The sequence below is a fragment of the Corallococcus sp. AB030 genome (genome assembly GCF_003668965.1).
Taxonomy (GTDB): Bacteria; Myxococcota; Myxococcia; order Myxococcales; family Myxococcaceae; genus Corallococcus; species Corallococcus exiguus.
The window spans coordinates 1-24,161 of record NZ_RAWQ01000174.1; the positions used below are offsets into that span (position 1 = coordinate 1).

Here is a 24,161-nt window from a genome sequence, read left to right on the forward strand (position 1 = left end):
GGCGAGTCCGGGACGGGGGGCGGCGGTGGCGTGGATTCGGATGGCGGTGTTCATGGGGGGGATGTTCCTCGTGGGGTGCGAGGAAGCCCGAGCCACGGCACCGCGCATCCCGGTGCTCGGTGAGGTGGGTGGACAGGTAGCGCCAGAGGGCGTGGAGGCACACGTGTGGTCGCGGACCCTGATGGTTGGGGACCCACAGGCTCCGCACGCGGTGGTGACCTCCAACGGGGACGTCCTGGTGGCGGCGACCTATCAAGAACCCATCGACCTGGGGGCGGGTCCCCTGCCCTTCAATCGCAACGTCGTGGCGCCACACCTGCTGGTGGCGCGGTATTCGCCGGACGGGACGCTGAAGTGGGCGCGGGGCTGGACGCCCGAGCACGAGGCGAGGGCCCGCGTAGGCGGCCTGGCGGTGGACGCCGCCGACAACATCTTCATCACGGGCATGTCCGCGGGCTTCACCCGCGACAGCGCCACGCTGCCGGAGGGGCCGTTCCTGGCCCGGCTGGACGGCGGAGGCGCGCTGGACTGGGTGCGCTCGTTGCCGGGTGAAGGCCCGGTGGCGGTGAACGGCGTCACGTCCGACCACCACGGGGGCGCGGTGCTGGTGGGGGATTTCGCCGGCGCGCGCGATCTGGGAGAGGGCTTGAAGCGCACGCCCCCTGGCCGGCACGCGGGCTTCGCGTTGAGCGTGGGCGCCAAGGGTGAGCAGCGCTGGAGCCGGGTGTGGATGCCTTCAGGCGAAGGCGAGGTCTCCGCGCGAGCGGTGGCGGTGGATGTCTTTGGCGACGTGCACGTGGTGGGCGGCTACGCGGGGGCGGTGTCGTTGGGAGACGCCACGTTCGTCACCGTGCGCCAGCACACGCCCTTCGTGGTGAAGCTCACCCGGGACGGAGACCACGTCTGGAGCCACGACGTGCGCGGCACGGATGGCACGGCGGTGTCCGTGGCGGTAGGGGCGGACCGCGTCTTCGTGGGCGGAGGCTTCAGCGGCCGGCTGTACTTCCAGAAGACCTTCCACCGCGCGGACTCCCGCGACGGCTTCCTCCTGGCCTACGACGCGAACGGCAGCCAGCAGTGGGCGCGAACCTTCCCCACCGGAGCACCGATGGTGGCCACCGACGACGCGGGCCAGCTGACGGTGGCGGGCGGCCATGACGGCGGCCTCGCCCTGGGCGGGGGCAGCCTGCCTCCGGGCCTGTATGTCGCGAAGCTGCTACCGGAAGAGGGCACGTCGCTCTGGGTGCGCGGATTCGCGAGCCCCGGCACCGTGGCCCAGGCCCGCGCCGTGAGCGTGGACGCGTCCGGGGGCGTGCTGCTCGCCGGAGGCTTCAACCGGTCCATGCCGGAGGACGGACCGTCACGGCCGCTGCAGGACGGCTTCCTGCTCAAGCTCCATCCCTGACTTCAGGCCCCGATGCCCTCGGGGTCCGTGGCCAGTTCTCCGCCCAGGTGCATGCCCGTCTGGCAGCGGTAGTCCGTGACGAGCGACGCGGCCAGCACCTTCACGCCCAGCAGCACGTGCAGCGCCGCCGCCACCGGCGAGCGCTTCGCGTACCCCAGCACGAAGGGCGCCAGCACCGCGCCCAGGCCATAGGCGTAGTCCGCCAGCTCGTGCGCCTCGATGGGGATGAGCTTCGTGAGGCTCAGCCGGTAGTCCGTGAATAGCGACACGCCCACCGCGGCCCCGCCCAGCGCCCAGCCGGCCGCCTTCGCCTTGCTGTCGCCGGACGCGCTCCCCACCGCCACCAGCGCCGCCCCACCCACGTAGTCCAGCACCGAGTGCAGGTCCTGCGACACCCAACGGCGCAGCGGCAGCCGGCCGAACAGCGGACGCGACAGGATGCCCGCCGCCGCGCTGTGGTCCCTCATCCGGCGCCACTCGCGCCGCACGGCGCCCTCCGGGCGCGGAGGAACTGGGGGCAGCAGGGGCTCGGGGCCTCGGACCTCGTACATGACGTGACTCCTCTCCCGGCCTTCGTGGCCTTGCCCGGAACGGTAGCCATGCCTCCAAACCCAGGCGCTGGAGCCGCCCTGGCCCCACGCCCGCCTGCCTGTGCCAACAGTGGTGGGGAGGCTGACTACCCCACGAACTGTTGACTGCTCAGCAAGGGGGCTTCCACCCACCCCTCCCCGACGGGCAGACTGTTGTGCGCACTCAGGCCCTCACATTTCGAGAGGACCGACCGCTCCCGGGCGGTGGGTGCCGCGCCCCACCAACAAAGAGAAGACGATTCATGGCTACTGGTACGGTGAAGTGGTTCAACGATGCGAAGGGCTTTGGCTTCCTCACTCAGGACGGCGGTGGTGAGGACGTGTTCTGCCACCACAGCGCCATCAACATGGACGGCTTCCGCACGCTTCAGGAAGGTCAGAAGGTGGAGTTCGAGGTGACGCGCGGCCCCAAGGGCCTGCAGGCGCAGAACGTCCGCTCAGTGGGTTGATCTCCACCCGCTCCGGGTCAACCCCAGAGCACGGAAGCCCGGTCCCGCTCACGTGGGCCGGGCTTCTTCATTTTTACAACCCACCCAGAAGGAATAACACGCAATTCCTTTCAAACCTTACACCGTCCAAGGAATCAAGGGGGGGCTGGTGAAAGTCCGAAAGACGTCTGTTAGGCTTTGATCCTGCGAGGGAGGGCGCACCTATGTTCGAAGTCACCAACGATGTCAGCCGTCGGACCATCACTGCCCGCATGAGCGGTTTCATGCGGCCGAACGAGATGAAGGAGTACGTGGCCGTCTACAAGAAGGCCACGGACAGCTACGGCGGGGGGCGGCACCTGGTTCTGGCCGACATGCGGGGCCTGCGCCCGCTGGAGCCGGAATCCGCGAACCTGTTCTCCGAGGTCATCAACCACGGGCGCAAGAATGGCTGTGCGATGTGCGCGCACGTGTCGGACTCCACCATCGCGCGCCTGCAGACGGCCCGCGTGGCGTCGGAAGCATCCCCCAACGACGACATCACCGTGGATTGTGTGTCGCTGGAGGAAGCGCAGAACCAGCTCGCCAAGGCGCGTGTGCGCCTGCTCAACGGCGAAGGCATGTCGGCTTCGCGCTAGAGCCGTTCCTTCCGGGCAGGACGCCCGCGAACGCCCCGTCTCCGGCAAGGCCCGGAGCCGGTAGCCTCCCGCGGAAGACGCCCACCCGGAACTTGTTTCATCCCCTTTGTTTCAAATGAAAGGCGCGGGTGACGGAGCCGTCACCCGCGCCTTTTGTTTCATGCCGTGAGGCCTCAGGCCGCGCGGTCGTGCGCCGCGGACGCGTCCACGGGGTGCGCGGAGTGCGGTCCCTGCGCGCGGGGCTGCTTCTTGCGGAAGGACAGCTTCTCCATCGCCGCGAACACCACCGGCACCACCAGCAGCGTGAGGAAGGTGGAGGTGATGACGCCGCCGATGACGGAGATGGCCATGGGGGCGCGGAACTCGGAGCCGATGCCCGTGCCCACGGCGGTGGGGACCATGCCAATGGCCATGGCCGCGCTCGTCATGAGGATGGGGCGCAGGCGGCGGGGGCCGGCCTTGAGCAGGGCCTCGTCCACGGAGTCGCCTTCACGCAGGTGATGGAGCGCGCCGTCGATGAGGAGGATGGCGTTCTTCGTCACCAGGCCCATCAGCAGGATGACGCCAATCATCGCGCCCATGCTGACGTGGTAGTTCGTGACGACGAGTCCCAGGAGCGCGCCCACGAGCGCTAGCGGCAGCGACACCATGATGGTGAAGGGGTGCTTGAAGGACTCGAACTGGCTGGCGAGCACCATGTAGATGAAGACGAAGGCCAGACCGAACGCGATGCCGAACGCGTCGTTCTGCTCATCCAGGCTCTTCATCTGGCCGTCGTAGACGATGGCGTAGCCGGGCGGCAGCGGCTTCTCCGCGATGGCGGCCTTGAGCTTCGTGGCCACGTCACCCAGCGCGGCGCCCTTGGCCAGCTGGGACACGACGGCCACCTGGCGCTCGCGGTTCTCGTGCTCGATGACGCTGGGGCCGTCCTTGAGCGACACCTCCGCCACGTCCGTCACCTGGTGCAGGCCCTTGGGCGTGGCGATCATCAGCTGGCGCACGCGCTCCGGCGTGGCGCGGTCCTGCTCGCGCAGGCGCACGCGGATGTCCGTCTCATCCGTGCCCTCGCGCAGCTTGGCCGTCACGTCACCGTCGATGGCCAGCCGCAGCTGCGCGGCGAGTGACCCGGCGGACAGGTCCATGTCCGCGGCGCGCGCGCGGTCGATTTGAATCTGGAGCTCCGGCTTGGCCGGGTTGGAGTCCACGCGAACGTCGGAGGTGCCCAGGGTGCGCAGGATGCTGGCGACGCGCTCGGCCTCCTCGTTGACGCGCTTCAGGTCCGGGCCCACCACGCGCACCATGATGGGGAACCAGTCACCCAGGCCTTCGATGGACGGCGGGTCCGACAGGGTGATGGCGGTGGAGACCAGGTTGGGGACCAGCAGGGCGCGGGCCTCCTCCTTGAGGGTGCCGATGCTCTTGGTGCGCTTATCCTTGCCCACCGTGAGCACGCGCATGCGCGCCTTGTAGACGTCTCCGTTGGGACCGACCGTCGTGTAGATGTCCGTGACCTCGGGGATCTTCTTGAGGAGGACCTCCGCTTCCGCGGCGCGCTCCGTCGTCTGCGCCAGGTTGGCGGAGTCCGGCAGCTGCAATTCGACGATGAGCTGCGAGCGGTCCTCCGCGCTCATGAACTCCACGCCCAGGCGGCTGGCGGCGCCGAAGGACAGGAACAGCGCCAGCACGGTGAGGCCGGCGGTGGTCCACTTGTGGCGCAGCACCCAGCCCAGGATGCGGGCGTAGGTGGACTCCGTGGCCTCCAGGAAGCGGCGCAGCGCGCGGAAGACGGCGGGCTCGTGCCGCTGCTCCCCCGGCTTGTGCGCCTTGGCGAAGCGCGCGGACAGCATGGGGTCCAGCGTGAAGGAGATGAACAGCGAGATGAGCACCGCCACGGAGATGGTGATGCCGAACTGCTTGAAGAACTGACCCACGATGCCGGGCATGAAGGCCACGGGGATGAACACCGCCACCAGGGCCAGCGTCGTGGCGAGCACCGCCAGACCCACGTCCTTGGTGCCGTTGGACGCGGCGCTCATCGGGTCCTCGCCCTGCTCCAGGCGGTGGGTGATGGCCTCACGGACCACCACCGCGTCGTCGATGAGCAGACCGATGGCCAGCGACAGTGACAGCAGCGTCATCTGGTTGAGCGAGTAGCCCAGCACGTACATCACGAAGAACGTGCCGATGACGGACGTGGGCAGCGCGAGCGCGGAGATGAACGTGCCGCGCGGGTCCAACAGGAACATCAGGATGATGAGGACCGCCATCAGGCCGCCGAAGATGAGGGCGATCCACACCTCGTGGGTGTTGGCGCGGATGAGGTCCGACTGGTCGATGAGGAGCGTGGCCTGGAAGCCCTGCCCCACCACCGGCCCCATCTGGGCGAGCGTCTTCTTCACCGCGTCGCTGACGCTCACGGTGTTGGAGCCCGGCTGCTTCACGAGCTCGAGCACCACGGCGTCGCGGGCGTTGAGGCGCGCGGTGGTGCGGCGCTCGGCGACGCCGTCCGTGACGGTGGCGACTTCCTCCAGGCGCACCTGCGCGCCGGTGCTGCTGCGGGCGATGGGCAGCTTGCGCAGGTCCTCCACGCTGATGAACTCGCCCATGGCGCGCACGGTCAGCTCGTTGGGCCCCAATTGCAGACGGCCCGCGGGCAGGTTGAGGTTCTCCATGGCGATGCGCTGGGACACCTGGGACGGCGCGATGCCCACGGCGCGGGCCTTGTCCAGGTCGATGTCGACCTGGATTTCGCGCGTGTCACCGCCGGTGATGCGCACCTCCGCCACGCCGGCCAGCTGCGCGAGCGCGGGCTTGATGCGGTCATCCAGCAGCTTGCGCAGCGCCTGGGACTGCATGTCCGCGGAGATGGCGTAGGTGAGGATGGGCGCGGCGGACAGGTCCACGCGGCTGACGATGGGCGCGTCCGCGTCCGTGGGCAGCTTGTTGACGGCCTGGCCCACCTTGTCGCGCACGTCCTGGACGGCGGTGTCCAGGGCGGTGCCCAGCGTGAAGGACACCACCACGGTGCCCACGTTCTCACGGCTGAAGGAGTGGATTTTATCCACGCCGCTGATGCCGGCGACCGCGTCCTCCAGGGGCTTGATGACCTGGGTCTCGATTTCGCCCGGGCCCGCGCCTTTGTAGAGGGTGTTGACCACCACCACGGGGAAGCTGACGTCCGGGTAGAGGTCGGTGCCCAGGCGCTTGAGGCCCATCACGCCCAGCACGATGAGCAGCAGGGACACCATGGCCGTGAACACCGGCCGTCGAATGGAAACGTCACTGAGAATCATGGAAGAGCTCACGCACGCCGCGCGCGAAGAAAGGCCGCGGCGAAAAGGGGCGGCTTGCGGCTACTTCACGGAGACGCGGGTGCCGGGGGTCAGGGAGGGCGTGGGGAAGTCCACCACCTGCTGGAGGGCGGCCGCGGCGCGCACCACCACCTCGCGCTCGCGGCGCTCCAGCACCTGCACGTCCACGCGCTGGAGCGAGCCGTCACTGACGACCAGGACGTGGTCCCCGTTGGAGGAGGACAGCGCCGTCGTGGGGAGCAGCTGCGCGTCCTGCGTCTCCCCCAGCTTCAGCATGGCGCGCGCCAGGGTGTGGGCCACGAAGCGGCCGTCCGCGTTGGGCACGGAGATCTCCACCGGGATGCGGCGGGTGGTGGGGTCCGCGGAGGGCAGGATGGTGCGCACCACGGCCTCGTCGGTGGACGCGCCGTTGCCCAGCGCCGCCACGCGCACCTTCGTGCCGGGCTTGAGCAGCGCGCGCGCCCCTTCCGCCACGGTGGTGCGGAAGATGAGCGTGTCCAGCTGCTCCAGCGTGAAGAGGGCCGAGCCCGGCCCCACCGTGGCGCCCGTCTGGTCCGGGGATTCAATCAGCGTGCCCGCGAAGGGCGCCCTCAGGTCATGCCGGCGCCGCGCCGCGCGGGCCTGCGCGAGCTGCGCCTTCGCGGCCATCACCTGCGCCTGGGCCTGCGCGGCGGCGGCCACGGCGTTCTTGTGCTGCTGGTCGCTGACGCCACCGCCGGTGCTGAGCTTCTCCGTGCGCTCGGCGGCGTCCTTCGCGATGGAGGCGCCGGCCTCCGCGGCGGCGACGGCGGCCTCCGCGCCAGCCACCTGCGCGTCCACGATTTCGGAGTTGAGCTGGGCGAGCGTGTCGCCCTTCTTCACGGCCTGGCCCTTCTGGGCGCGCACCGACTCCAGGCGGCCGCCCACCTCGAAGCCGACCTGGAGGCCCTGGGCGGGGTACAGCGTGCCCGTCACCTCCTCCGACTGCGAGGCCTGCACGCCGCGCGCGGAGACGACCTTCACGGCCGGCGCCGGCTTGTCCTGGCCGGGGGCCGCGGTGGCGGGCGGCGCGGACGCGGCATCCGCCTTGTCACAACCGGAGAGCGCGAGCGCGGCGGCCATCCCCAGGGCGGTGAAGGCGCGGGAGGCGGAGGGCTTCGTGGATGGTTTCACGGGCGTTTCCTTGGCGGGCGGTGCGGGTGGTCCGCGCGGGCTTGGCGCCGGCGCGTGGAAGGCGGTGAAGAAGGACGGGCGATGGCGGCGGGCGTCGCGGGCACGGCCTCGCGGGGCAGCGAGCCTTCGTGCATGAGACGTTGGAGGCCCACGGCCCAGGTGGCCAGGTCCGGCTTCTGCGTCAGCCGTCCCATGCGCCGGGCCAGCAGCAGATAGGTGCCCACGATGAAGGAGCCGAAGAGGCTGGGGTCCACGTCCGGGGTGTCCGGATGCTGGCCGCGCAGGTGGTGGAACTCCCCGGCGATGCGCTCCACCTCGCGGTCCACCACGTCCCACATGACGGACTCGAAGGCGGTGCCCTGGCTGCCCACGATGAGCGCCGTGACGAGCTCACGCTGCTCCCACATGAGCTCCAGCATCTCCACGTCGAGCTCGGCCTCCATCCGCAGGAAGTCGCGGTAGCGCTCCGAGCGCGTGGCGACGTCCCCGGGGCCCGGCAGGCCGCTGTGGTCGGCGCGGAAGCGGTCCATGCAGGACATGCGCTTCGTGGCCAGGACCTCCAGCGCCTCCAGGAACTCCTGCACCAGCGCCGCGAAGAGGGCCTCCTTCGAGGGGAAGTGCAGGTAGAAGGCGCCCTTGGACAGGCCGCTGGCGGCGGTGATGTCGCTGATGCGCGCGCCCTTCACGCCCCGCTTCGCGAACTCCGCCCGCGCGGACGCGATGAGCGCGCTGCGGGCTTTGGGGTCGGCGTGGCGGGGCATGCGGACGCATTCCTAACCCGCCGGTCAGAAATAGAACAGTCGTTGCTGAACGCCGGGTCAGGAATCCGAGGGGCGTGTCGGCGGGGGGCGCAGGAGGGCGGAGCAGAGCGGACACGCGGGCGGGGCGTGGGGGGCGTCCCGGCGGTGCAGGTCCAGGATGGCGCGGGACACCTCCGCCAGCTCGCGGCGCACCTCGCGGCGGGCGCCCTTCACGCGCTGGATGCGCATGTCGTCGTAGCCGGTGGTCTGGTGGCGCATCCAGGCGATGACGGCGGCCTCCGCGCGCCTCTCAATGGGGATGCGCTCCGTGCGGGCGACGGTGCCGCTGCCCACGGGGGTGGCGTGGCCGGCGACCATCACGGCCAGGCGCTTGGCGTGGGGGAGCCACGCGGGGCTGAAGGCGAGGAAGCGCAGGACGGCGTTGGCGAAGTCGACCTCGTACTCGGCCTGCTCCTTGGCGCGGCGTTCGCGGCCCTGGGCCAGCTTCTTGGCGTAGGCGGGGGTGGCGCGCTCGTCGTCCAGGGCGGCGCGGGCGTGGACGATGTGGGCCTCCGGCGCCCACACGCCCCGGGAGAAGAGCTTGCGGCCCACCTTCTCCACCACGGTCCAGGAGGGGCCGGCGGCCTTCACGCGGCGGGTGAGGCCGGCGTCGCCGGGGGGGAGGAGGGCCCAGCCGTCAGGGACGGTGAGCAGGCGGCCGTCCTGGGCTTTCACTCGGCGGGGGTCGGCCGTGGGGCCGACCGTCAGGGAATCAGGCATGGGGGAGGGTCCGAAAGGGCCGGCTGCATAGCACGCCCCCTCGCACCCTGGTAAATGCCCCCGGGAACGCTCGCGCGCAGGCAGATTCCGCGCGTGCGAGGAGGCCACTCTCGACGTGGGAAGCGCTGGCATGTCCCTACTGAGGCTCACCTTCCTCGGCACCTCCGCCGCACAGCCCACGCTGCATCGCGGCCTCTCCGGTCTGGCGGTGAAGGCGGACGCGGATCTGCTGTTGTTCGACTGCGGCGAAGGCACCCAGCGGCAGATGGTGCGCTTCGGCACGGGCTTCACCGTGGACGCGGCGTTCTTCACGCACTTCCACGCCGACCACTACCTGGGAATCATCGGCTTCCTGCGCACGCTGGGGATGATGGGCCGCACCGAGCCCATGCACCTGTACGGGCCTCCTCCCGCGCGCCGGCTGTTGCATCAGGCCGTGCACCTGGGGCTGGAGTCGCTGGCCTTCCCGGTGGAGATCCACGAACTGAAGGACGGGGACTCGGTGCGCCGCAATGGCTACACCGTGCAGGCGGTGGGCGTGGACCACCGCATCCACGCGCTGGGCTACGTGCTGGCGGAGGACGGCCGTCCGGGGCGCTTCCACCTGGAGAAGGCGCGGGAGCTGGGCGTGCCGGAGGGGCCTTCCTTTGGCAAGCTGCAGAAGGGTGAATCCATCACGCTGCCGGACGGGCGCGTGGTGAAGCCGGAGGACGTGCTGGGCGAGTCGCGGTCCGGGCGGCGGCTGGTGATTTCCGGAGACACGCGGCCGTGCCCGTCGCTGGTGCAGGCGGCGAAGGACGCGGACCTGCTGGTGCACGAGTCCACCTTCTCCGACGACGAGCAGGCGCGCGCGCTGGAGACGCGGCACTCCACCGCGCGGGAGGCGGCCCAGGTGGCCAAGGACGCGGGAGCGAGGCGGCTCATCCTCACCCACCTGTCCAGCCGCCATGACACCGACCCCGGACGGCTGCTCACGCAGGCGCGTGAGGCGTTCAAGGGGCCGGTGGAGGTGGCCTTCGACGGCCTCACCGTGGAGCTGCCGCTGCGCGACTGACGTCCGGTGTCGCTCGGGCGGCAGCCCCTGCTCGGTGACGGTGGGTGGGGGGCTACTCGACCTTCTTCGCCTCGGCCTTGAGGGCGGAGGCGGCGTCGGGGTCCACCTTCTGAAGCAGCTCCCACTCCAGCTCGGAGTCGCGCCGCATCTGGGAGGCGCCGGCGCCCACCGAGGACTCACCCGTTTCCTTGGCGCGGCCGTCGGTGCTGTCGGCGGCGCGGGACTCGGAGCGGTCCTGGCGGCGGAACTCCACCGCGGACTGGCCGGGCCCCCGCTCGAAGCCGCGCACCAGGTAGCGCGCGTAGGAGGTGCCCAGCGAGGAGGGAGCGCTGGTCATCAGCCACTCCGTCGTGGTCTCGAAGCCGGTCTGCGTGTTCGTCACGGAGAAGCCCTTCTCCTTGACCAGGGCCAGGGCCGCCGGCCACACCTCCGCGATGGGCTTGCGGTAGACGTGCCCCATGGCCTTGTCCTCCAGGTACGCCTGCTGACGGCGCGCGGCGCAGCCGCTGAAGGCGAGGGCGAGGGCGGACACCACGAGCAGCGCCGAGGCGCGGGACGATTTCGAGGGATTCATTGCTCCGGACTCCATGAAAGAGAAGGCGGTTGCGGAATGTCGCCCGGTGCGGGCCTGGAAGCCAAGTCCAGGCGCGTCCGGAAGAGGGTTACCTCCAGCAGGCAACCTTCATTTGGCTAGAGCCCGGCCGCCTTCTGGTGATGCGTCCGGCGTCGCACATCCGTGCGCACGAAGCCGTCCGGGGGGCTGGTGGCGAGGCCATGCTGGCGGGCGGACATGATTCCCATCAGCGACGACAACCCGACCCTGCGCACCCCGGTGATGACGTACCTCCTGCTCGCGGCCCTGGGGCTCACGTGGGTGTTCTTCCAGGGCGCGGGCTTCAACGTGGTGGCGCTGGCCACCAGCATCTGCGAGCTGGGCATGGTGCCCGGGGAGCTCACCGGCCGCGCGCCGCTGGGGCAGGCGGTGCCGCTGGGGGACGGGCTCGCGTGCGTGGTGGACAACGAGGCCATCAACCGCCTCACGCCGCTCACGTCCATGTTCCTGCACGGCGGCTGGGGTCACCTGCTGGGCAACGTGCTGTTCTTCTGGGTCTTCGGAAACAACATCGAGGACAGCATGGGGCGCTTGCGCTTCCTCGTCTTCTACCTGGTGTGCGGGCTGGTGGCGGCGGCCGCGCACGTGGCGGTGGACCCCACTTCGCCGGTGCCCACGGTGGGCGCGTCCGGCGCCATCGCGGGAGTGCTGGGCGCGTACCTGGTGCTCTATCCGCGCGTGCGCGTGAACATGCTGTTCATCATCTTCATCCTCATCCGCGTCTTCCCCATCCCCGCGTGGGCCGTGCTGGTGTGGTGGTTCGTGCTCCAGGTCATCACAGGCCTGCCGCAGTTGATGACGCTGAGGCCGGAGGTATCCGGTGGCGTCGCCGTCTGGGCGCACATCGGCGGGTTCGTGGCGGGCATGGTGCTGATCAAACTCTTCGAGAACCCCCGCTACACCTCACAGCGCACGACGTGGCGGCACCGGATGCACCCGAACCACCCCTAGGGCAAGCGGACGGACAGGCCGCCGTCGGCCCGGGATGCGGATGCGAACGAGCGCCCCGACATTGGGGGTGGGTGTTCTTCGCGCCGTGAGGAGGCGGGCATGGGGGCGGACGGAAAGAAGGAAGGGCTCTGCGTGGACGCGCCGCCGCGCAAGCGGGTGCTCATCCTGGGGGGCGGCTTCGCGGGGATGTACGCGGCGCTGCACCTGGAGCGGCAGCTGGGGAAGCGGGACGACGTGGAGGTGACGCTCGTCAGCCGCGACAACTACTTCCTCTTCACGCCCATGCTCCATGAGGTGGCGGCGAGCGACCTGACCGCGACCGCCATCGTCATCTCGCTGCGCAAGCTGCTGCCGCGCCTGACGTTCGTGGAGGGCGACGTCAGCGGGCTGGACCTGGAGACGAAGCGGGTCACGGTGGCGCACGGCGGGCTGGACGGCCACAGCCACACGCTGGAGTACGACTCCGTGGTGCTGGCCATGGGCTCGGAGACGAACTTCTTCGGCAAGCCGGGCCCGCGCGACTACACGCTGACCATGAAGACGCTGGGCGACGCGATGCTCCTGCGCAACTGCCTGGTGGACCGGTTGGAGGAGGCGGACGCGGACTGCGTCGCGACGGGCACGCGCAACGCCATCGTCACCTTCGTGGTGGTGGGCGGCGGCTTCGCGGGCGTGGAGACAGCCGGCGCCATCAACGACTTCATCCACGGCGCCCTGCCCTTCTATCCCAACATCCAGCACGCCAACGTGCGCGTGATGCTGGTGCACGGCGGCAAGGAGGTGCTGCCGGAGCTGGGCGAGGACCTGGGCGCGTACGCGCGCAAGAAGCTCATCGAGCACGGCATCGAGGTGCGCACCGGAGTCCGCGTGAGGGACGTGACGGCGGCGGGCGTGGAGCTCCCGGACGGCACGGTGGTGCCCACCAAGACGGTGGTGTGGACCGCGGGCGTCACGCCGCCGTCCCTGCTCTCGACGCTGCCGTGCGAGAAGGAGCGCGGGCGGCTCAAGGTGAACGAGCGCATGGAGGTGCCGGGCTTCCCGGGCGTGTGGGCGCTGGGTGACTGCGCGTCGGTGCCGGACGTCACCAACGGAGGGAAGCCCTGCCCGCCCACCGCGCAGCACGCGCTTCGCCAGGGCGTGACGGTGGCGCGCAACGTGTGCGCGGCGCTGAAGGGGAAGCCGGGGAAGCCGTTCCGATACAGGATGCTGGGGCAGCTGGCCACGATTGGCCAGCGCTCGGGCGTGGCGCGCATCCTGGGGCTGAAGTTCTCCGGCACCTTCGCGTGGGTGCTCTGGCGCACCGTCTACCTGTTCAAGCTGCCGAAGCTGGAGACGAAGGTGCGCGTGGCCATGGGTTGGACGCTGGACCTGTTCTTCCGCAAGGACGTGGTGCAGCTCATCGGCCCGCGTGAGTTGGATCAACTCACGCTGCCGGCGCTTCCGCTCAACAGCCGCCAGCAGGTGCGCCAGGTGCAGGCGCTGCACCCGCGCTCGCAGCACTGAGTGCTGTCTGGTTCTCAAGGGCTCGGGACGCGGTTTCGACTGATGGAGTGCGTTCGGGTCAAGGCGCTGCGCGTCCGCCGATCTCCGGAAAGCGCTCGTAGGTCCGCTTGAGCGTGTCCAGGTGGGCGGGCTTGTCCAGGTCGAGCGGAGCATCGGTGAGCTGCACGACCCAGCCGCCCGATGCCGTGCGCCGAGCCCGTGAAAGCAGCTCGGCGTCACGGGTCGGATCCGGGAACCCGATGGCCCGCGCGGCAGCGGCAGACCAGTAGTTCAGCCACCCGAGGAACCAGGGAATCTCAGGCGCCGGGAGCTTTTCTGGCAGGTTGATCATGGGCAGCCCACGGGGTGAACACTCTTGTCCATGAGACGATCGGCGAAACTGCGGCGCGACTTCCGAACCGTAACCATACGGCGACGCATGTCCCCAGAACGAGCACGCACCCTCAGCCACGCCCTCGAGCAAAGCCGCCGCTGCCGCGAGCACGGGCTCGTCCAGTGGCAGTTCTGCATGCACTTCAGACAGGGACTGACTGCCTGGGCTGAGGAGTCCAGGTCTTCCCCTCCCGTTAACCGTCACGGGGTAACGCTCATCCCCGTTGCACAGAAGAGGGAATCTCCCGTCCTGCGTCCTTTCCGCGAGCCACGCGTCGCGCTGCGGCAATGCGATGGGGCGCACTCCTTTGCCTACTTCCCACTCCAGGCGCAGGCCGGGAAGCGCCTTCTCCATCCCACGGACGATGGCGAGCGTGCGGCCGTCCTGGCCTACAAGCGGAGGCGCATAAACAATGAGGGAGAGGGCTTTACGCCTGGTCATCGTTTGCACCCCGTGACGACGACATCCAGTGAGAAGTCCACTTCGATGAGCGCGTCTTTGTGCTCCTGGGTGCTCACGCCAATGGCGAAGTCATATCCACATGCCGCAGCAGCAGTTCGCTCCTTTTGTATTTGCTCCAACTCCCTCTCAATCTCCCGCCGCTGGATGAAGCCAGGGTACGTGTCGAATCGATGGGTCTTGATCTCCCACAGCTTGCGCACGCCCACTTGCAGCGCATCGAAGCGCACTCCGCCAACGAGCACGTCCATCCCGGGGTAACGGTTGGGTGGGAACTTGTCGGCACATTCATTATGTGGGTCGTCCTCGCCCGCGTGGGGCACCGGAACAGGTTCGCAACTGGCGCGTCCCGTCCGGTCCACGGGCACAGGCGGCACTGGGGGCTGCCAGTCCTGCCCCGCTGGCTCGGGCTTCAGCTTGGGCTTGCGTTGCGCTTCGGTTTCCCGGGATGCCACCTTCGTTCCTCGTGAGGTCCCTGCCTCTTCGGGGTAGGCGTGGCGGAGCTCATAGGCATCCATCGCTTCCTTGATGGCGACGCCGACCACCACCACACCCAGCACGATGACGGCGCCCACGGCAATCTCAGGAGCCGCCAGCACGCAGAACCCGATTCCAACGGCAGCGGCGTCAGCGGAGGCGACCGCGCATCTTCCCGTGGTGTCGTGGAACTCGATCCGGTCACGGTCGAGGGTCCGATAGCACTTCTCCACCAACACGGGCCAAGGCTGTTCAGCCTCACGGACGACGCACCGTCCACCGTCAGTCCATGGCAGCTCCGCTGCTCGCTGGAGGTTGGCGAGCCTCGGGTTACGCACCGTCAGCTCATTCCGGCTCGGCGCCGACGTGGCACAGGCCGAGAGAAAGAGCAGAAGTGCGGCGCAAGCGCGGAGACGCCTCATGGTCACGACCTTTCAATCAAGCGCGATGCTGGGGTCCTGGGGTCGCCTGACTCCAGCCACGCTGTCAGACGAGCGGCGGCAGGTGGTGCAGCAGCCGCTCCAGGTCCGGCTGGAGCTCGTCGGGCGTGGCGGTGGCCAGCTCCTCGTGGGCGTGCGTGCCCCAGGTGACGGCGTACGTCTTGAGGCCCGCGGCCTGACCCGCGTGCAGGTCCAGCGTGGTGTCTCCCACCATCCACAGGCCGCCGGTGCCCAGCGCCTTCAGGGCGTGGTGGATGACGTCCGGCGCGGGCTTGTGCGGGAAGCCGTCCGTGCCCTGCACGTGGTGCAGCAGGCCGCCCAGCCCCATCGCGTCCACGAAGCGCCGCGCCATGTCGCCGCGCTTGGTGGTGGCGACGGCGAGCAGGTAGCCCCGTTCGCGCAGCGTGCGCAGGACGCGCTCCACGCCGGGGAAGGGCCGGGAGCGCCGGTGGAAGTTCAGCGGGTAGTGCTCGCGGTAGGCCACGCAGAGCGTGGTGGCGTGCTCCGGAGCGAAGCGCGTGTACATGGCCTCCAGCGGCTGGCCGATGAGCGCGCGCACCTCCGCGACGGAGGGCGCGGGCAGGCCGTGGTGCGTGAAGCCGTGGAGGAAGCTGTCGATGATGTCCGGCAACGAATCCACCAGCGTGCCGTCCAGGTCGAAACAGATGCCGCGAGGGGTAACGGTGCTCACCCGCCTTTCCATACGCCCTCCGGGGCCGCGTGTCCCGGTCCGTCCGATATGCCTTCACCCGCCGTGCGTTTCCTCCCCAGGAAGGGCGCACGCCAGCGGGGGGGAGCCATGCGACGCACGAAGCAGCAGGACGGCTTCTGGGTAGCCCCGGAGGTGCCGGGGCTGGAGCTTCACCGGGCGGCCTACACCCGATGGACCTTTCCCAAGCACTCGCACGATGCCTTCTCGCTGTGCGCCTATGACGCGGGGGCGGAGTCGCTGTACCTGCAGGGGCAGCGGGTGGTGGCCTCGGTGGGCAGCTTCCTGGTCGTGCCGCCTGGAGAGATGCACGAGGGCCGCGAGGCGGACTCGAGCGTCGGGTGGGCGTATCGGATCCTCTACATCCCGCCCTCACTGCTCATCCGCGCGGCGGAGGAGACCGGTGCGCCCCCGGGCACCCTGCCCGGCTTCGTGTCTCCCGTACTCCAGGACGCGGCCCTGCTGGAGCGCTTCACCGTCACCTTCGACGCGCTGAAGGGCGGCGGCGTCTCCCGGTTGGAGCGCGAGGAGCGGCTCTTGGGGTTGCTGGTGGCGCTGCTGCGGCGGCACGCGGGCCTGCCCCACCGACAGCGGGCGATCCCGTGCGCGCGGGGCGTGAAGCGGGCGCGGGAGCTCTTGGAGTCACACCCCACGCGCAACCTCTCCCTGGAGATGCTCGCGCGCGTCGCGGGGCTCAGCCCGTGGCACCTGGTGCGCGCGTTCCACCGTCAGTTCGGCCAGACGCCGCAGGTGTTCCAGCGAGCCCTGCGGCTGCGGCTCGCGCAGGAGCTGCTGGCGGGGCCGCTGCCCATGGCGGAGGTGGCGCTCGCAGCCGGGTTCACGGACCAGAGTCACCTCATCAAGCACTTCGGCCGCACGCTGGGGGTGACGCCCGGCGAGTACCGGGCCGCGGCGCACGCGGGGCGTGGACCGCGCAAGCACGTACAATCCCGCTCGCCCGTGCGTCCGTAGTTTGGAGCCCTCTTCACAAGGAGGGGTCCGCACATGTTGAAACACATCATCGCGGTGTCGATGCTCATGGGTTGCGCGCCAGACACAATGCCAGACGAGGTGGCGCCGGAGCCCGCCGCCTCCTCCGATGAAGCACTGGAAGCACGGAGCTGGGGCGCGGTGGTGCTGCCGCCAGGAGCCCATGTGTACGGCCGGCCCATCACCGCGTGGGCGAAGGAGTGGTACCGCTGGCACTTCCGCGTGCCGGCGGACCGCAGCCCCATGTTGCGGCTGGAGCAGGACTGCGACGAGGACCAGGACGGCCCGGTCTACTTCGTCCCCACGTACGACCTGGACACCACGTATCAGCGCACCTGCCGCGTGCCCCGGAACCGGCCGGTGCTGGTGCCGCTGTGGGTCATCATCAATGACTATCCGTGCCCCGACCCGGCCTTCGAACCGGCGCCGGGCCAGACGCTGGAGGACTTCCTCCGCCAGGGCGCCCTCGACTTCAACAACGGCACGCAGGACCTGGTGGTCACCGTGGATGGCCGGCGCGTGGACACCCGCCGCCACCGTCACACCAGCGGCCTGTTCACCTTCGACGCGGACCCCAGCCTCGTGGGGAAGATTCCGGACCCGTGCCTCGTGGGAGGCGAGCAGCGCGGCGTGACGGACGGGTGGTGGCTGATGCTCCAGCTCTCCCCGGGGGAGCACGTGGTGCGCGTGCAGGCGCTGGCGCCCTTCGGCACGCCCATTGATTACACATACACGCTGCGCGTGGGGCGCTAGCCAGCGGTGACTCGCGGAACTGGCCGTCGCGCGGGGCGTGCGTCAGAGTGCCGCGCGCGATGTCCCGGGACCTTCCTGCCCGGGCGAACGAACGGTCATGGCGGGTGCGCGGATGATGCGAGGACGTCTCGGTTGGATGCTGGGGGCGCTGGTCCTGTGTGCGGGCGCGGGCTGTTCGCGGCGCGTGCCGGAGGGATCTCCCGCGGAGCAGGCGGTCGCGGACGCGCCCACGGTGTACGTGGCCAAACGCATCCGCACGCTGGATGCCGCGAAGCCGGAGGCCCAGGCGCTCGCCGTGCGGGACGGCAAGGTGCTGGCCGTGGGCACGCGCGAGGAGGTGCTCGCCGCGGCGGGCGCCACCGCGCGCGTGGTGGAGCTGGGTGACGCGACGGTGGTCCCGGGCCTCACGGATTCGCACGGGCACCTGGCGGGGCTGGGCCAGGCGCTCGCGGGCGTGCGGCTGGAGGGCACCGCGTCGCTGGCGGAGGTGCGCCAGCGGCTGGAGAAGGCTCCGGCCACCGCGTACCAGGGTGACTGGCTGGTGGGTCAGGGCTGGGACCAGAACGACTGGGACACGCCGCGCTTCCCCACCCTCGCGGACATGGGCGAGCACCTGAAGGACACGCCCGTGGTGCTGTGGCGCATCGACGGGCACGCGCTGTGGCTCAACGGCGCGGCGCTCAAGCGCGCGAACATCACCCGTGACACGAAGGACCCCGAGGGCGGCACCATCCAGCGGTTGCCGGAGGGCGACCCCAGCGGCGTACTCATCGACAACGCCATGGACCTGGCGCTGAAGGCGCTGCCCCTGCCCACGAAGGAGCAGCACGAAGCGCGCATGCGGTCCGCGCTGGAGCACTGCGCGCGCGTGGGCCTCACCGGCGTGCACGACGCGGGCATGGACCTGCGCACGTTCCGCCTGTTCCAGGCCTGGGACAAGGCGGGCACCCTGCCCCTGCGCGTCTACGCCATGGCGGATGGCCAGACGGATGACCGCGTGCAGTACCTGAAGGACGGCCCCTTCCAGGGCAAGCTCCTGACGATGCGTGCGGTGAAGCTCACCCTGGACGGCGCGCTGGGCAGCCGGGGCGCGGCACTGGGCGCGGCCTACAGCGACGAGCCCGGCCACCGCGGCCTGCTGCTGCTGTCCCCGGAGGAGTACGCCTTCCGCGTGCACGCCTTCGTGGGCCGCGGCTTCCAGGTGGCGACGCATGCGATTGGCGACCGCGCCAACACGCTGCTCCTGGACACGCTGTCGCGCGAGCTGGCGGCCACGGGGACCAAGGCCGCGCGTCCGCGCGTGGAGCACGCGCAGATCATGACGGCCGAGGACATCACCCGGCTGGGCGCGAACGGCTTCGTGGCGAGCGTGCAGCCCACGCACGCCACCAGCGACATGCCGTGGGCGGAGAAGCGCGTGGGCGCGGAGCGCATCCAGAACGCCTACGCGTGGCAGAAGCTGAAGGCCGCGGGCGCCGTGCTGGCGCTGGGCAGCGACTTCCCGGTGGAGCGGCCGGACGTGCTCGCGGGGCTGTACGCGGCGCGCACGCGGCAGGACCCGAGCGGCCAGCCCCTGGGCGGGTGGCACCCGGACCAGCGCCTGAGCGGTGAAGAGGCGCTGGAGGGCTTCACGGTGGGCGCGGCCTACGCGTCCTTCGCGGAAGCACAGCGTGGCCGGCTGATGCCGGGCATGGACGCGGACTTCGTGGCGCTGTCGGTGGACCCCGTGGACGCGCCCCCGGCGGACCTGCTCACCGGGCAGGTCCGGCTGACGGTGGTCGCGGGCCGCGAGGTGTTCCGCGCGGACGCGAAGTAGCTACAGGTCCGCCTCGTAGGAGAGCGACTCGATGCGCTGGTTCGTCTCCGCCTGCAGGCGGGTGCGCTCCAGCTCGAGTCGCTCCAGCTCCCGGCCGATGCTCTCCAGCCGGTCCTCCTGCGCGTTGAGCTTGGTGACGAAGCGCTCCACCAGCTCGCGCTGGGACGCGCCGCTCTTGAGCGAGTCGATGTTGGAGCGGATCCGCTCCTGGTCCTTGAAGAGCTGGGTGCGCTCCTCGTTTAGGCGCTGGATGTCACGGGCGACGTTCGACTGCTTCTCGCGCATGGCCACCACGTCGCGCAGGGCCTGGGCGACGCGCGGGTCGATGTAGCGTGAGTCGAGGAAGAACGTCACCTCCTCCAGCCCCAGGTTGCCGAGGTAGTACTGGCGGTGGCCCTTGGTGCGCTCGGTGATGACGAGCGTGTCGGAGGTGCCCGGGGCCAGCTCGCGCTTGAAGCGCCAGAAGCCGTCCGTGGTCTCCGCGGGGGCGACCGTGTCCTTCAATTCCCAGCCGGTGCGCGGGTGCTCCACGAAGAGCACCTGGGGGCGCTTCGCCTTGTTGCGCGCGAGGACCTTGGTGCGGCGCTGGTGGAAGAACTCCACCACCAGGGTGCCCCGGTTGAGCCGCGCGCGGAACACCGGGCCATCCTCCTGGTCCTCCTCCACGGACATGGCGCAGGACAGCTCCACGGCGTAGGGGACGAAGCGCACGTCGTCGGGCTTGAGCGTGTCGAGCATCGCCTCGCCCACGTAGGTCTCGTCCTCGGTGATGGTGACGGGGCCGCCCTCCAGCGTGAGGCCGGTGGTGTTCTTGAACTCGATGCAGGACATCGGGTTCTTCTCACGCGTGGAGCGGTTGTAGAGCAGCACGCGGCGGCCCTCGAAGGGTCGGTGCACGATGGGGACGAGCGCGCTCTGGTTGCGGTGCACGGTGACGGGGCGGTCCACGCCGTACTCGAAGAGGTCGCCCACCTCCTTGGTCAGCGTCGTCACCGCGGTGCTCTGCTCCAGCGCCTCGCGCATGCCGCCGCGTCCGCTGCCGCCAATCATCGGGCCGCCCTTGGCGCGCATCATGCGGGGGGCCGGCGGAGGCGCGGCCATGGCGGGCATGATGGTGGACGCCATGTCCGCGGAGCCGAAGGAGCCGTCGTCCGCGGACTCCATCATGGGCTCGGCGGGGGCGCTCTCGTAGGCCTCCTCGGGGATGATGGGCGCGACGCCGGTCTCCGAGCGCACCTCCACGACGGGGCGGCGCAGGTAGCGGGGGTTGTAGAGGTCGTGGACGAAGGACACGGGCAGGCCGGCGATGAGGGACAGCTCCACGTCCACCCAGTCCTCGTCACCGGTGTTGTCCACCATGGCCCAGCCCTGGAGGAGGGGCGGTTGTCCTTCATCCAGGAGGATGCGGTAGCTGGTCTTCCACACGGGGGACTCCAGCACGTAGCTGACGAACAGCTCGCGCGAGCCCTCTCCAGCGGTGAGGATGGACAGCCGCTTGGAGTCCTTCTTGTACGAGGACATGACGGTGGCCAGGTAGAACTCCAGGTCCTTGCGCACGGCCTCGTCGAGGAACTCCAGCTCGCCCAGCTCCAGCACGTCGAAGGTGCGCAGCGACGCGCCGACGAGCAGCGTGAGGAAGGGGCGCACGACGCTGGCCTCCCCCTGGACGACGGGCAGCGACTCCAGACCGACGATGGCGCCTTCCACCTGCGCGCCGCCGACGCGGGCACGGACGCGGGCGCCCTTCACCTGGCCGAGCAGCGCGGTGAGGCTGCCGTGTTCGGGGATGCGGATGGTGGCTTCGGAGAGGAGCTGCTCCAGGGGCTTGGTGGAGTCGTAGCTCACGGCGGACACGGAGCCGCCGTTCAGGTCCAGCACGGTCATGGACTTGAGCACGTCGTTCATGTCGCGCGCCTTGAAGTCCAGGTGCGCGGTCTCGCTGCCGGTCACCTTCCCCCGGCGCTCGAAGTAGCCGACGCCGTGCTTGTAGAGGACGACACGGCGGATGGACAGGGGCGAAGGCATGCGTGGGGCTCCGGGTGAGGTGTGACTGTGGGCCATGGTCTAGCAGTGCCGGGGGATGGGGTTCCACTCCGGGTGGGGGTGGCGATCCTGGCATGCTCCACGGAGCGTCATTCCCGGGAGATGCATGCGCGGACTGCGTTGGCTGCTGGTGGGGCTGCTCTGGAGCTGTGCGTCGACGTCATCTGCTCCGGCGTTCTCGCCGGAGGCCTTGTGGGCGGAGGCGGAGACTGGAAGTGAATGCGCGGATGGGGACGAGGACCAGTGCCTCGCGCCCTGGTGCGTGGATGGGACCTGCGCGCTGTTCCGGTGCGAGGACCTGGAGCCGGGTCGCGTGGTGCGCACGCGGAGCGCACTCGCGCCGCCGGTGTTCGTGGCACCCGGGAGTGGGCCACAGCGGACGTGGGGCAGTGCGCAGGGCCTTCCGGGCGATGCGATGCCCGTCATGGTGTTCCACTGGTATCCGCGTGAACAGCTGCCCAGCGAGGTGAAGCGGCAGAAGGCAATGGAGGAGTGGGCGAAACGGCCCAAGGAGCGGCACCACATCTTCCCGCAGGCGTTCAAGAACCACTTCGATGCCAAGCTGATCGACATCCATCAGTACGTCATCGCCATCGATGCGGACTTGCATAGGCGCATCCACCGTGGAGCAGGCGGCGGTCCCTGGAACCAGGACTGGCAAATCTTCATTGACGACCAGGGACAAAGGGGAAGCCGAGAGCAGCACTTCGACTACGCCTCCCTGATGATTCAGAAGTACGGTCTCTTTGGTTTGACCATGACCTATTGGCAGCAGGTGGACCTCGCGCCCATCCCGGTAGGGGACTGACAGATGCGCTACTTCGAAGTGTCCACACCGAGGGACCTCGACTCCTTCCATTGGAGTGGGTCCTACCGCGCCGAGCGCCAATGGTTCCTGCCAAGCGTCCTCTGCCAACGCTGTGAGACCTGGGGAGTCATGACGGCATACCCGTCAGTGGACCTGTCCACCCTGCCCGAAAAGGATGAACTGAAGAGCATCTGGCCGCAGACGCGTGCGGAGTATGAGCGACGCAAGGCCCTGGTCCTCCCCTTCGTTCCCCCGGAGATTCAGCTTGAGCCGGGATGCAGGTTGGGACCGCTCGTGGGAACGGCGATGGGCCGGTTCGGCCCCGTCACCGCGATGCCTTCGTGGCAGGTCCTCGTGCGTGAGGACACGCTCGCAGCGCTTCAAGAGGCAGGGCTGAAAGGCATCATCCCGGTCCGGGCGGAGCTGCGGAACCGCCGCACGAAGGAGCTGCCGCAATACGAACTGGAAGCGCGTCCTCTGGTGAAGCTGCATCCCGCATGCATCCAGGACCGCGACCGGGTGCCCACCTGCGATGACTGCGGGAGCCACGGATTCCGACTCCCACCGGAGCGCTGGCTGCTGGGTGAATCCATTCCCACAGGCCTCGACCTCTTCGGCGTGGAGGACACCACCCGCATCGTCGTCTCCGAGCGCTTCGTCGACACCGTGAACCGGCTGGGCGCCAGTGACGTGGTCTACCGGGAGATCTCCGTGGAGTAGCGCCATTGCTGTCAGGCCCCTGGCGCCGGAAGCCGGTCCGTGCGTCAATGGAAGACAGGGGGCGTCCGCCAGATGCAACGACAGTCTTTCCGCCAGGGATTCATCGCGTGGGCCATGGGGGTCCTGGTCCTGGTCCTGCTCATGGGCTGCGGGACATCCAGGCCGCGGGGCGTCAGTACCGTGACGGAGGCTCCTCCGGGGAGCACCTCGGGCCAAGCGCCCACGTCCTGGCAGGACGCGCGCGTGGGCGACCGCGTGGAATATGCCTTCCACGCGGACCGGGTCGGTTCGCGCCGGGGGACCAGCGCTTCGGCGGGCCAGCTCTTCGTTGAGGTCATCGCTGTCCGGTCCCCCTGGGTCTGGCTCTTCATTCGGGTGACCCGGAATGACCGCCAACCCCATCCGCATCCGTTCCTGAGCCACGGCTTCGTGCTGCCCATGCGCATGGGCCAGGCCCCAGAGAATCCTCCCGACCCCATCGAGGATGGCAGCACCAGCACCACCCGCCAGTGGGCCTTCGCCGCCGGGCAGCACTGGAGCGCCCGCCGGCTTGCCCGCGACGACTCTCCGGGGGACGGCCCCACGCAGCACCGGCTCTACGCCACGACTCCCGGGCCGCTCTATCTCACCAACGGGTTGCTCGAGGTCTCCTTCTCCTCGATGGGTTACAGCATGTCCGCGGGCCATCAACTCGCGCTCGTGTCGTTCCAGCGAGGCTCGGGCACGGTCCAGGGAACCCCTCCTGTCATGGGCAACCCCTGGGGCCCGGGCACCTGGTACGAGACACTGGAGCGCGCCAGTTGGGGTGACGTCAGGAAGCGTGTCTGTCTTGGCGCGGAACAGGGCTACCTGCTGCGCAAGGTCTGGGAAAAACCGCAGGACGAAGTCCGGTGTGATGACTTCCAGGGCGCGGAGGTCGTTGCGCTGGAGGATGCGTTGATCAGCCTCGTCAACAAGTCCGTCTACATTCCCACCTGGCCGCCTCGTGACTACGGAGCCCCCCTCCCCAGGAAGGTGCGGGTCCAACTGGGACAGGCGTCCGTGGTGGCGTACCTCGACGAAGCCCGCGCGGATCATTGGGAGGATTCCCCCTGGCTACGGTCCAGGAGCTACCCCATCGACCTGTGGAGTCCCGTGCTCCAGGGGCTTCCCATGGAGGTGCGCTTCGACCGGCTCTCGGAAGGGGTGTACCGACAGTCCGAAGGAGGAGCGCGCGAATACCGTTCCGACAGTCGGCTCATCCGCTGGGGCACGTGGCTGGAGGAATCCCAGGTCAAGGCCCTGAGCCATCCCCTCATATGAAACCGAGCGCTTCTTTGAAGACAGGGTGCTGGTGGAGGAGTTCGGCGAAGCGCTCGACGAGAGGCCGCAATCGCTCCTCCTTCATCATGGGAATGGCTTGGTAATA

The 24,161-nt window shown here is 69.5% G+C and carries 22 protein-coding genes; 12 read left to right on the top strand and 10 right to left on the bottom strand.

What is annotated here, in order from left to right; genetic code table 11:
* The coding region (locus tag D7Y15_RS32125; protein ID WP_368667413.1) for a hypothetical protein at positions 1-1,405 on the top strand (1,405 nt) is incomplete at its 5' end.
* A gap of 2 nt (positions 1,406-1,407) precedes the next feature.
* Here the strand turns inward: D7Y15_RS32125 and D7Y15_RS32130 are convergent.
* Positions 1,408-1,956, bottom strand: coding sequence for a hypothetical protein (locus tag D7Y15_RS32130; RefSeq protein ID WP_121754965.1), 549 nt, complete (start codon positions 1,954-1,956; stop codon positions 1,408-1,410).
* A gap of 281 nt (positions 1,957-2,237) precedes the next feature.
* Between D7Y15_RS32130 and D7Y15_RS32135 the strand changes: the two genes are divergently transcribed.
* Both D7Y15_RS32135 and D7Y15_RS32140 read left to right on the top strand, forming a co-directional pair.
* Complete coding sequence (locus D7Y15_RS32135; RefSeq protein ID WP_120562412.1) at positions 2,238-2,444, top strand: cold-shock protein; 207 nt, start codon at positions 2,238-2,240, stop codon at positions 2,442-2,444.
* 263 nt (positions 2,445-2,707) lie between these two features.
* Positions 2,708-3,061, top strand: a complete 354-nt coding sequence (locus tag D7Y15_RS32140) for a hypothetical protein (protein ID WP_233597529.1) — start codon at positions 2,708-2,710, stop codon at positions 3,059-3,061.
* Positions 3,062-3,234: 173 nt separating this feature from the next.
* On the opposite strand, the gene D7Y15_RS32145 is transcribed toward D7Y15_RS32140, so the two are convergent.
* Genes D7Y15_RS32145 through D7Y15_RS32160 form a run of 4 tightly spaced genes read right to left on the bottom strand, consistent with a single transcriptional unit; the run spans position 3,235 to position 9,044 of the window.
* A complete protein-coding gene (locus D7Y15_RS32145; protein WP_121754966.1) occupies positions 3,235-6,354 on the bottom strand; it encodes an efflux RND transporter permease subunit in 3,120 nt (1,039 codons plus the stop codon).
* A 60-nt stretch (positions 6,355-6,414) separates the two neighbouring features.
* On the bottom strand, positions 6,415-7,524 hold the full coding sequence (locus D7Y15_RS32150; RefSeq protein ID WP_121754967.1) for an efflux RND transporter periplasmic adaptor subunit: 1,110 nt from the start codon (positions 7,522-7,524) through the stop codon (positions 6,415-6,417).
* Complete coding sequence (locus D7Y15_RS32155; protein WP_121754968.1) at positions 7,521-8,285, bottom strand: TetR/AcrR family transcriptional regulator; 765 nt, start codon at positions 8,283-8,285, stop codon at positions 7,521-7,523. The genes D7Y15_RS32150 and D7Y15_RS32155 overlap by 4 nt, the downstream gene beginning before the upstream one ends.
* Positions 8,286-8,342: 57 nt before the next feature.
* Positions 8,343-9,044: a DUF2293 domain-containing protein gene (locus tag D7Y15_RS32160; RefSeq protein WP_120562417.1), complete on the bottom strand. Its 702-nt coding sequence runs from the start codon at positions 9,042-9,044 to the stop codon at positions 8,343-8,345.
* 130 nt (positions 9,045-9,174) lie between these two features.
* Here D7Y15_RS32160 and rnz point away from each other — a divergent pair, with 130 nt between their 5' ends.
* Entirely contained in the window at positions 9,175-10,098 is a 924-nt protein-coding gene (rnz, locus tag D7Y15_RS32165; protein ID WP_120593714.1) for a ribonuclease Z, read from the top strand.
* A gap of 52 nt (positions 10,099-10,150) precedes the next feature.
* Here rnz and D7Y15_RS32170 read toward each other — a convergent pair whose 3' ends face one another.
* Complete coding sequence (locus D7Y15_RS32170) at positions 10,151-10,672, bottom strand: hypothetical protein (RefSeq protein ID WP_120581473.1); 522 nt, start codon at positions 10,670-10,672, stop codon at positions 10,151-10,153.
* A 216-nt stretch (positions 10,673-10,888) separates the two neighbouring features.
* Here D7Y15_RS32170 and D7Y15_RS32175 point away from each other — a divergent pair, with 216 nt between their 5' ends.
* Both D7Y15_RS32175 and D7Y15_RS32180 read left to right on the top strand, forming a co-directional pair.
* Complete coding sequence (locus D7Y15_RS32175; protein ID WP_120593716.1) at positions 10,889-11,662, top strand: rhomboid family intramembrane serine protease; 774 nt, start codon at positions 10,889-10,891, stop codon at positions 11,660-11,662.
* Between the two features lie 99 nt (positions 11,663-11,761).
* Positions 11,762-13,165, top strand: coding sequence for an NAD(P)/FAD-dependent oxidoreductase (locus tag D7Y15_RS32180; protein WP_121754969.1), 1,404 nt, complete (start codon positions 11,762-11,764; stop codon positions 13,163-13,165).
* Positions 13,166-13,223: 58 nt separating this feature from the next.
* On the opposite strand, the gene D7Y15_RS32185 is transcribed toward D7Y15_RS32180, so the two are convergent.
* The 3 genes from D7Y15_RS32185 to D7Y15_RS32195 form a co-directional block, all read right to left on the bottom strand.
* A complete protein-coding gene (locus D7Y15_RS32185) occupies positions 13,224-13,979 on the bottom strand; it encodes a DUF5953 family protein (protein WP_121754970.1) in 756 nt (251 codons plus the stop codon).
* On the bottom strand, positions 13,976-14,896 hold the full coding sequence (locus D7Y15_RS32190; protein ID WP_120574670.1) for a DUF6310 domain-containing protein: 921 nt from the start codon (positions 14,894-14,896) through the stop codon (positions 13,976-13,978). Before D7Y15_RS32190 ends, D7Y15_RS32185 begins: the two co-directional genes overlap by 4 nt.
* A gap of 64 nt (positions 14,897-14,960) precedes the next feature.
* Positions 14,961-15,605, bottom strand: a complete 645-nt coding sequence (locus D7Y15_RS32195; RefSeq protein WP_120574671.1) for an HAD family hydrolase — start codon at positions 15,603-15,605, stop codon at positions 14,961-14,963.
* A gap of 108 nt (positions 15,606-15,713) precedes the next feature.
* Here D7Y15_RS32195 and D7Y15_RS32200 point away from each other — a divergent pair, with 108 nt between their 5' ends.
* The 3 genes from D7Y15_RS32200 to D7Y15_RS32210 all read left to right on the top strand — a co-directional run bounded on the left by D7Y15_RS32200 (position 15,714) and on the right by D7Y15_RS32210 (position 19,182).
* A complete protein-coding gene (locus D7Y15_RS32200; protein WP_158629159.1) occupies positions 15,714-16,595 on the top strand; it encodes an AraC family transcriptional regulator in 882 nt (293 codons plus the stop codon).
* A gap of 33 nt (positions 16,596-16,628) precedes the next feature.
* On the top strand, positions 16,629-17,366 hold the full coding sequence (locus D7Y15_RS32205; protein ID WP_121754972.1) for a hypothetical protein: 738 nt from the start codon (positions 16,629-16,631) through the stop codon (positions 17,364-17,366).
* Positions 17,367-17,481: 115 nt separating this feature from the next.
* Positions 17,482-19,182 carry an amidohydrolase gene (locus D7Y15_RS32210; RefSeq protein WP_233605172.1) on the top strand — a complete coding sequence of 567 codons (1,701 nt, stop codon included), beginning with the start codon at positions 17,482-17,484 and terminating at the stop codon, positions 19,180-19,182.
* On the opposite strand, the gene D7Y15_RS32215 is transcribed toward D7Y15_RS32210, so the two are convergent.
* On the bottom strand, positions 19,183-21,207 hold the full coding sequence (locus D7Y15_RS32215) for a hypothetical protein (RefSeq protein ID WP_121754974.1): 2,025 nt from the start codon (positions 21,205-21,207) through the stop codon (positions 19,183-19,185). It abuts the gene before it with no gap.
* Between the two features lie 124 nt (positions 21,208-21,331).
* On the opposite strand from D7Y15_RS32215, the gene D7Y15_RS32220 reads away from it, so the two are divergent.
* The 3 genes from D7Y15_RS32220 to D7Y15_RS32230 all read left to right on the top strand — a co-directional run bounded on the left by D7Y15_RS32220 (position 21,332) and on the right by D7Y15_RS32230 (position 24,055).
* A complete protein-coding gene (locus D7Y15_RS32220; RefSeq protein WP_121754975.1) occupies positions 21,332-22,033 on the top strand; it encodes a TIGR02269 family lipoprotein in 702 nt (233 codons plus the stop codon).
* Between the two features lie 3 nt (positions 22,034-22,036).
* Positions 22,037-22,753: a double-CXXCG motif protein gene (locus tag D7Y15_RS32225; protein WP_121754976.1), complete on the top strand. Its 717-nt coding sequence runs from the start codon at positions 22,037-22,039 to the stop codon at positions 22,751-22,753.
* Between the two features lie 72 nt (positions 22,754-22,825).
* Complete coding sequence (locus tag D7Y15_RS32230) at positions 22,826-24,055, top strand: DUF6068 family protein (RefSeq protein ID WP_121754977.1); 1,230 nt, start codon at positions 22,826-22,828, stop codon at positions 24,053-24,055.
* Positions 24,056-24,161 lie beyond the last annotated feature (106 nt).

What these genes read in the sequence shown, in the direction of transcription:
- D7Y15_RS32130 (WP_121754965.1), bottom strand. Translation starts at nt 1,956, where the DNA reads ATGTACGAGGTCCGAGGCCCCGAGCCCCTGCTGCCCCCAGTTCCTCCG.
- D7Y15_RS32135 (WP_120562412.1), top strand. Translation starts at nt 2,238, where the DNA reads ATGGCTACTGGTACGGTGAAGTGGTTCAACGATGCGAAGGGCTTTGGC.
- D7Y15_RS32140 (WP_233597529.1), top strand. Translation starts at nt 2,708, where the DNA reads ATGCGGCCGAACGAGATGAAGGAGTACGTGGCCGTCTACAAGAAGGCC.
- D7Y15_RS32145 (WP_121754966.1), bottom strand. Translation starts at nt 6,354, where the DNA reads ATGATTCTCAGTGACGTTTCCATTCGACGGCCGGTGTTCACGGCCATG.
- D7Y15_RS32155 (WP_121754968.1), bottom strand. Translation starts at nt 8,285, where the DNA reads ATGCCCCGCCACGCCGACCCCAAAGCCCGCAGCGCGCTCATCGCGTCC.
- D7Y15_RS32160 (WP_120562417.1), bottom strand. Translation starts at nt 9,044, where the DNA reads ATGCCTGATTCCCTGACGGTCGGCCCCACGGCCGACCCCCGCCGAGTG.
- rnz (WP_120593714.1), top strand. Translation starts at nt 9,175, where the DNA reads ATGTCCCTACTGAGGCTCACCTTCCTCGGCACCTCCGCCGCACAGCCC.
- D7Y15_RS32170 (WP_120581473.1), bottom strand. Translation starts at nt 10,672, where the DNA reads ATGAATCCCTCGAAATCGTCCCGCGCCTCGGCGCTGCTCGTGGTGTCC.
- D7Y15_RS32175 (WP_120593716.1), top strand. Translation starts at nt 10,889, where the DNA reads ATGATTCCCATCAGCGACGACAACCCGACCCTGCGCACCCCGGTGATG.
- D7Y15_RS32180 (WP_121754969.1), top strand. Translation starts at nt 11,762, where the DNA reads ATGGGGGCGGACGGAAAGAAGGAAGGGCTCTGCGTGGACGCGCCGCCG.
- D7Y15_RS32185 (WP_121754970.1), bottom strand. Translation starts at nt 13,979, where the DNA reads ATGACCAGGCGTAAAGCCCTCTCCCTCATTGTTTATGCGCCTCCGCTT.
- D7Y15_RS32190 (WP_120574670.1), bottom strand. Translation starts at nt 14,896, where the DNA reads ATGAGGCGTCTCCGCGCTTGCGCCGCACTTCTGCTCTTTCTCTCGGCC.
- D7Y15_RS32200 (WP_158629159.1), top strand. Translation starts at nt 15,714, where the DNA reads ATGCGACGCACGAAGCAGCAGGACGGCTTCTGGGTAGCCCCGGAGGTG.
- D7Y15_RS32205 (WP_121754972.1), top strand. Translation starts at nt 16,629, where the DNA reads ATGTTGAAACACATCATCGCGGTGTCGATGCTCATGGGTTGCGCGCCA.
- D7Y15_RS32210 (WP_233605172.1), top strand. Translation starts at nt 17,482, where the DNA reads ATGCGAGGACGTCTCGGTTGGATGCTGGGGGCGCTGGTCCTGTGTGCG.
- D7Y15_RS32215 (WP_121754974.1), bottom strand. Translation starts at nt 21,207, where the DNA reads ATGCCTTCGCCCCTGTCCATCCGCCGTGTCGTCCTCTACAAGCACGGC.
- D7Y15_RS32220 (WP_121754975.1), top strand. Translation starts at nt 21,332, where the DNA reads ATGCGCGGACTGCGTTGGCTGCTGGTGGGGCTGCTCTGGAGCTGTGCG.
- D7Y15_RS32225 (WP_121754976.1), top strand. Translation starts at nt 22,037, where the DNA reads ATGCGCTACTTCGAAGTGTCCACACCGAGGGACCTCGACTCCTTCCAT.
- D7Y15_RS32230 (WP_121754977.1), top strand. Translation starts at nt 22,826, where the DNA reads ATGCAACGACAGTCTTTCCGCCAGGGATTCATCGCGTGGGCCATGGGG.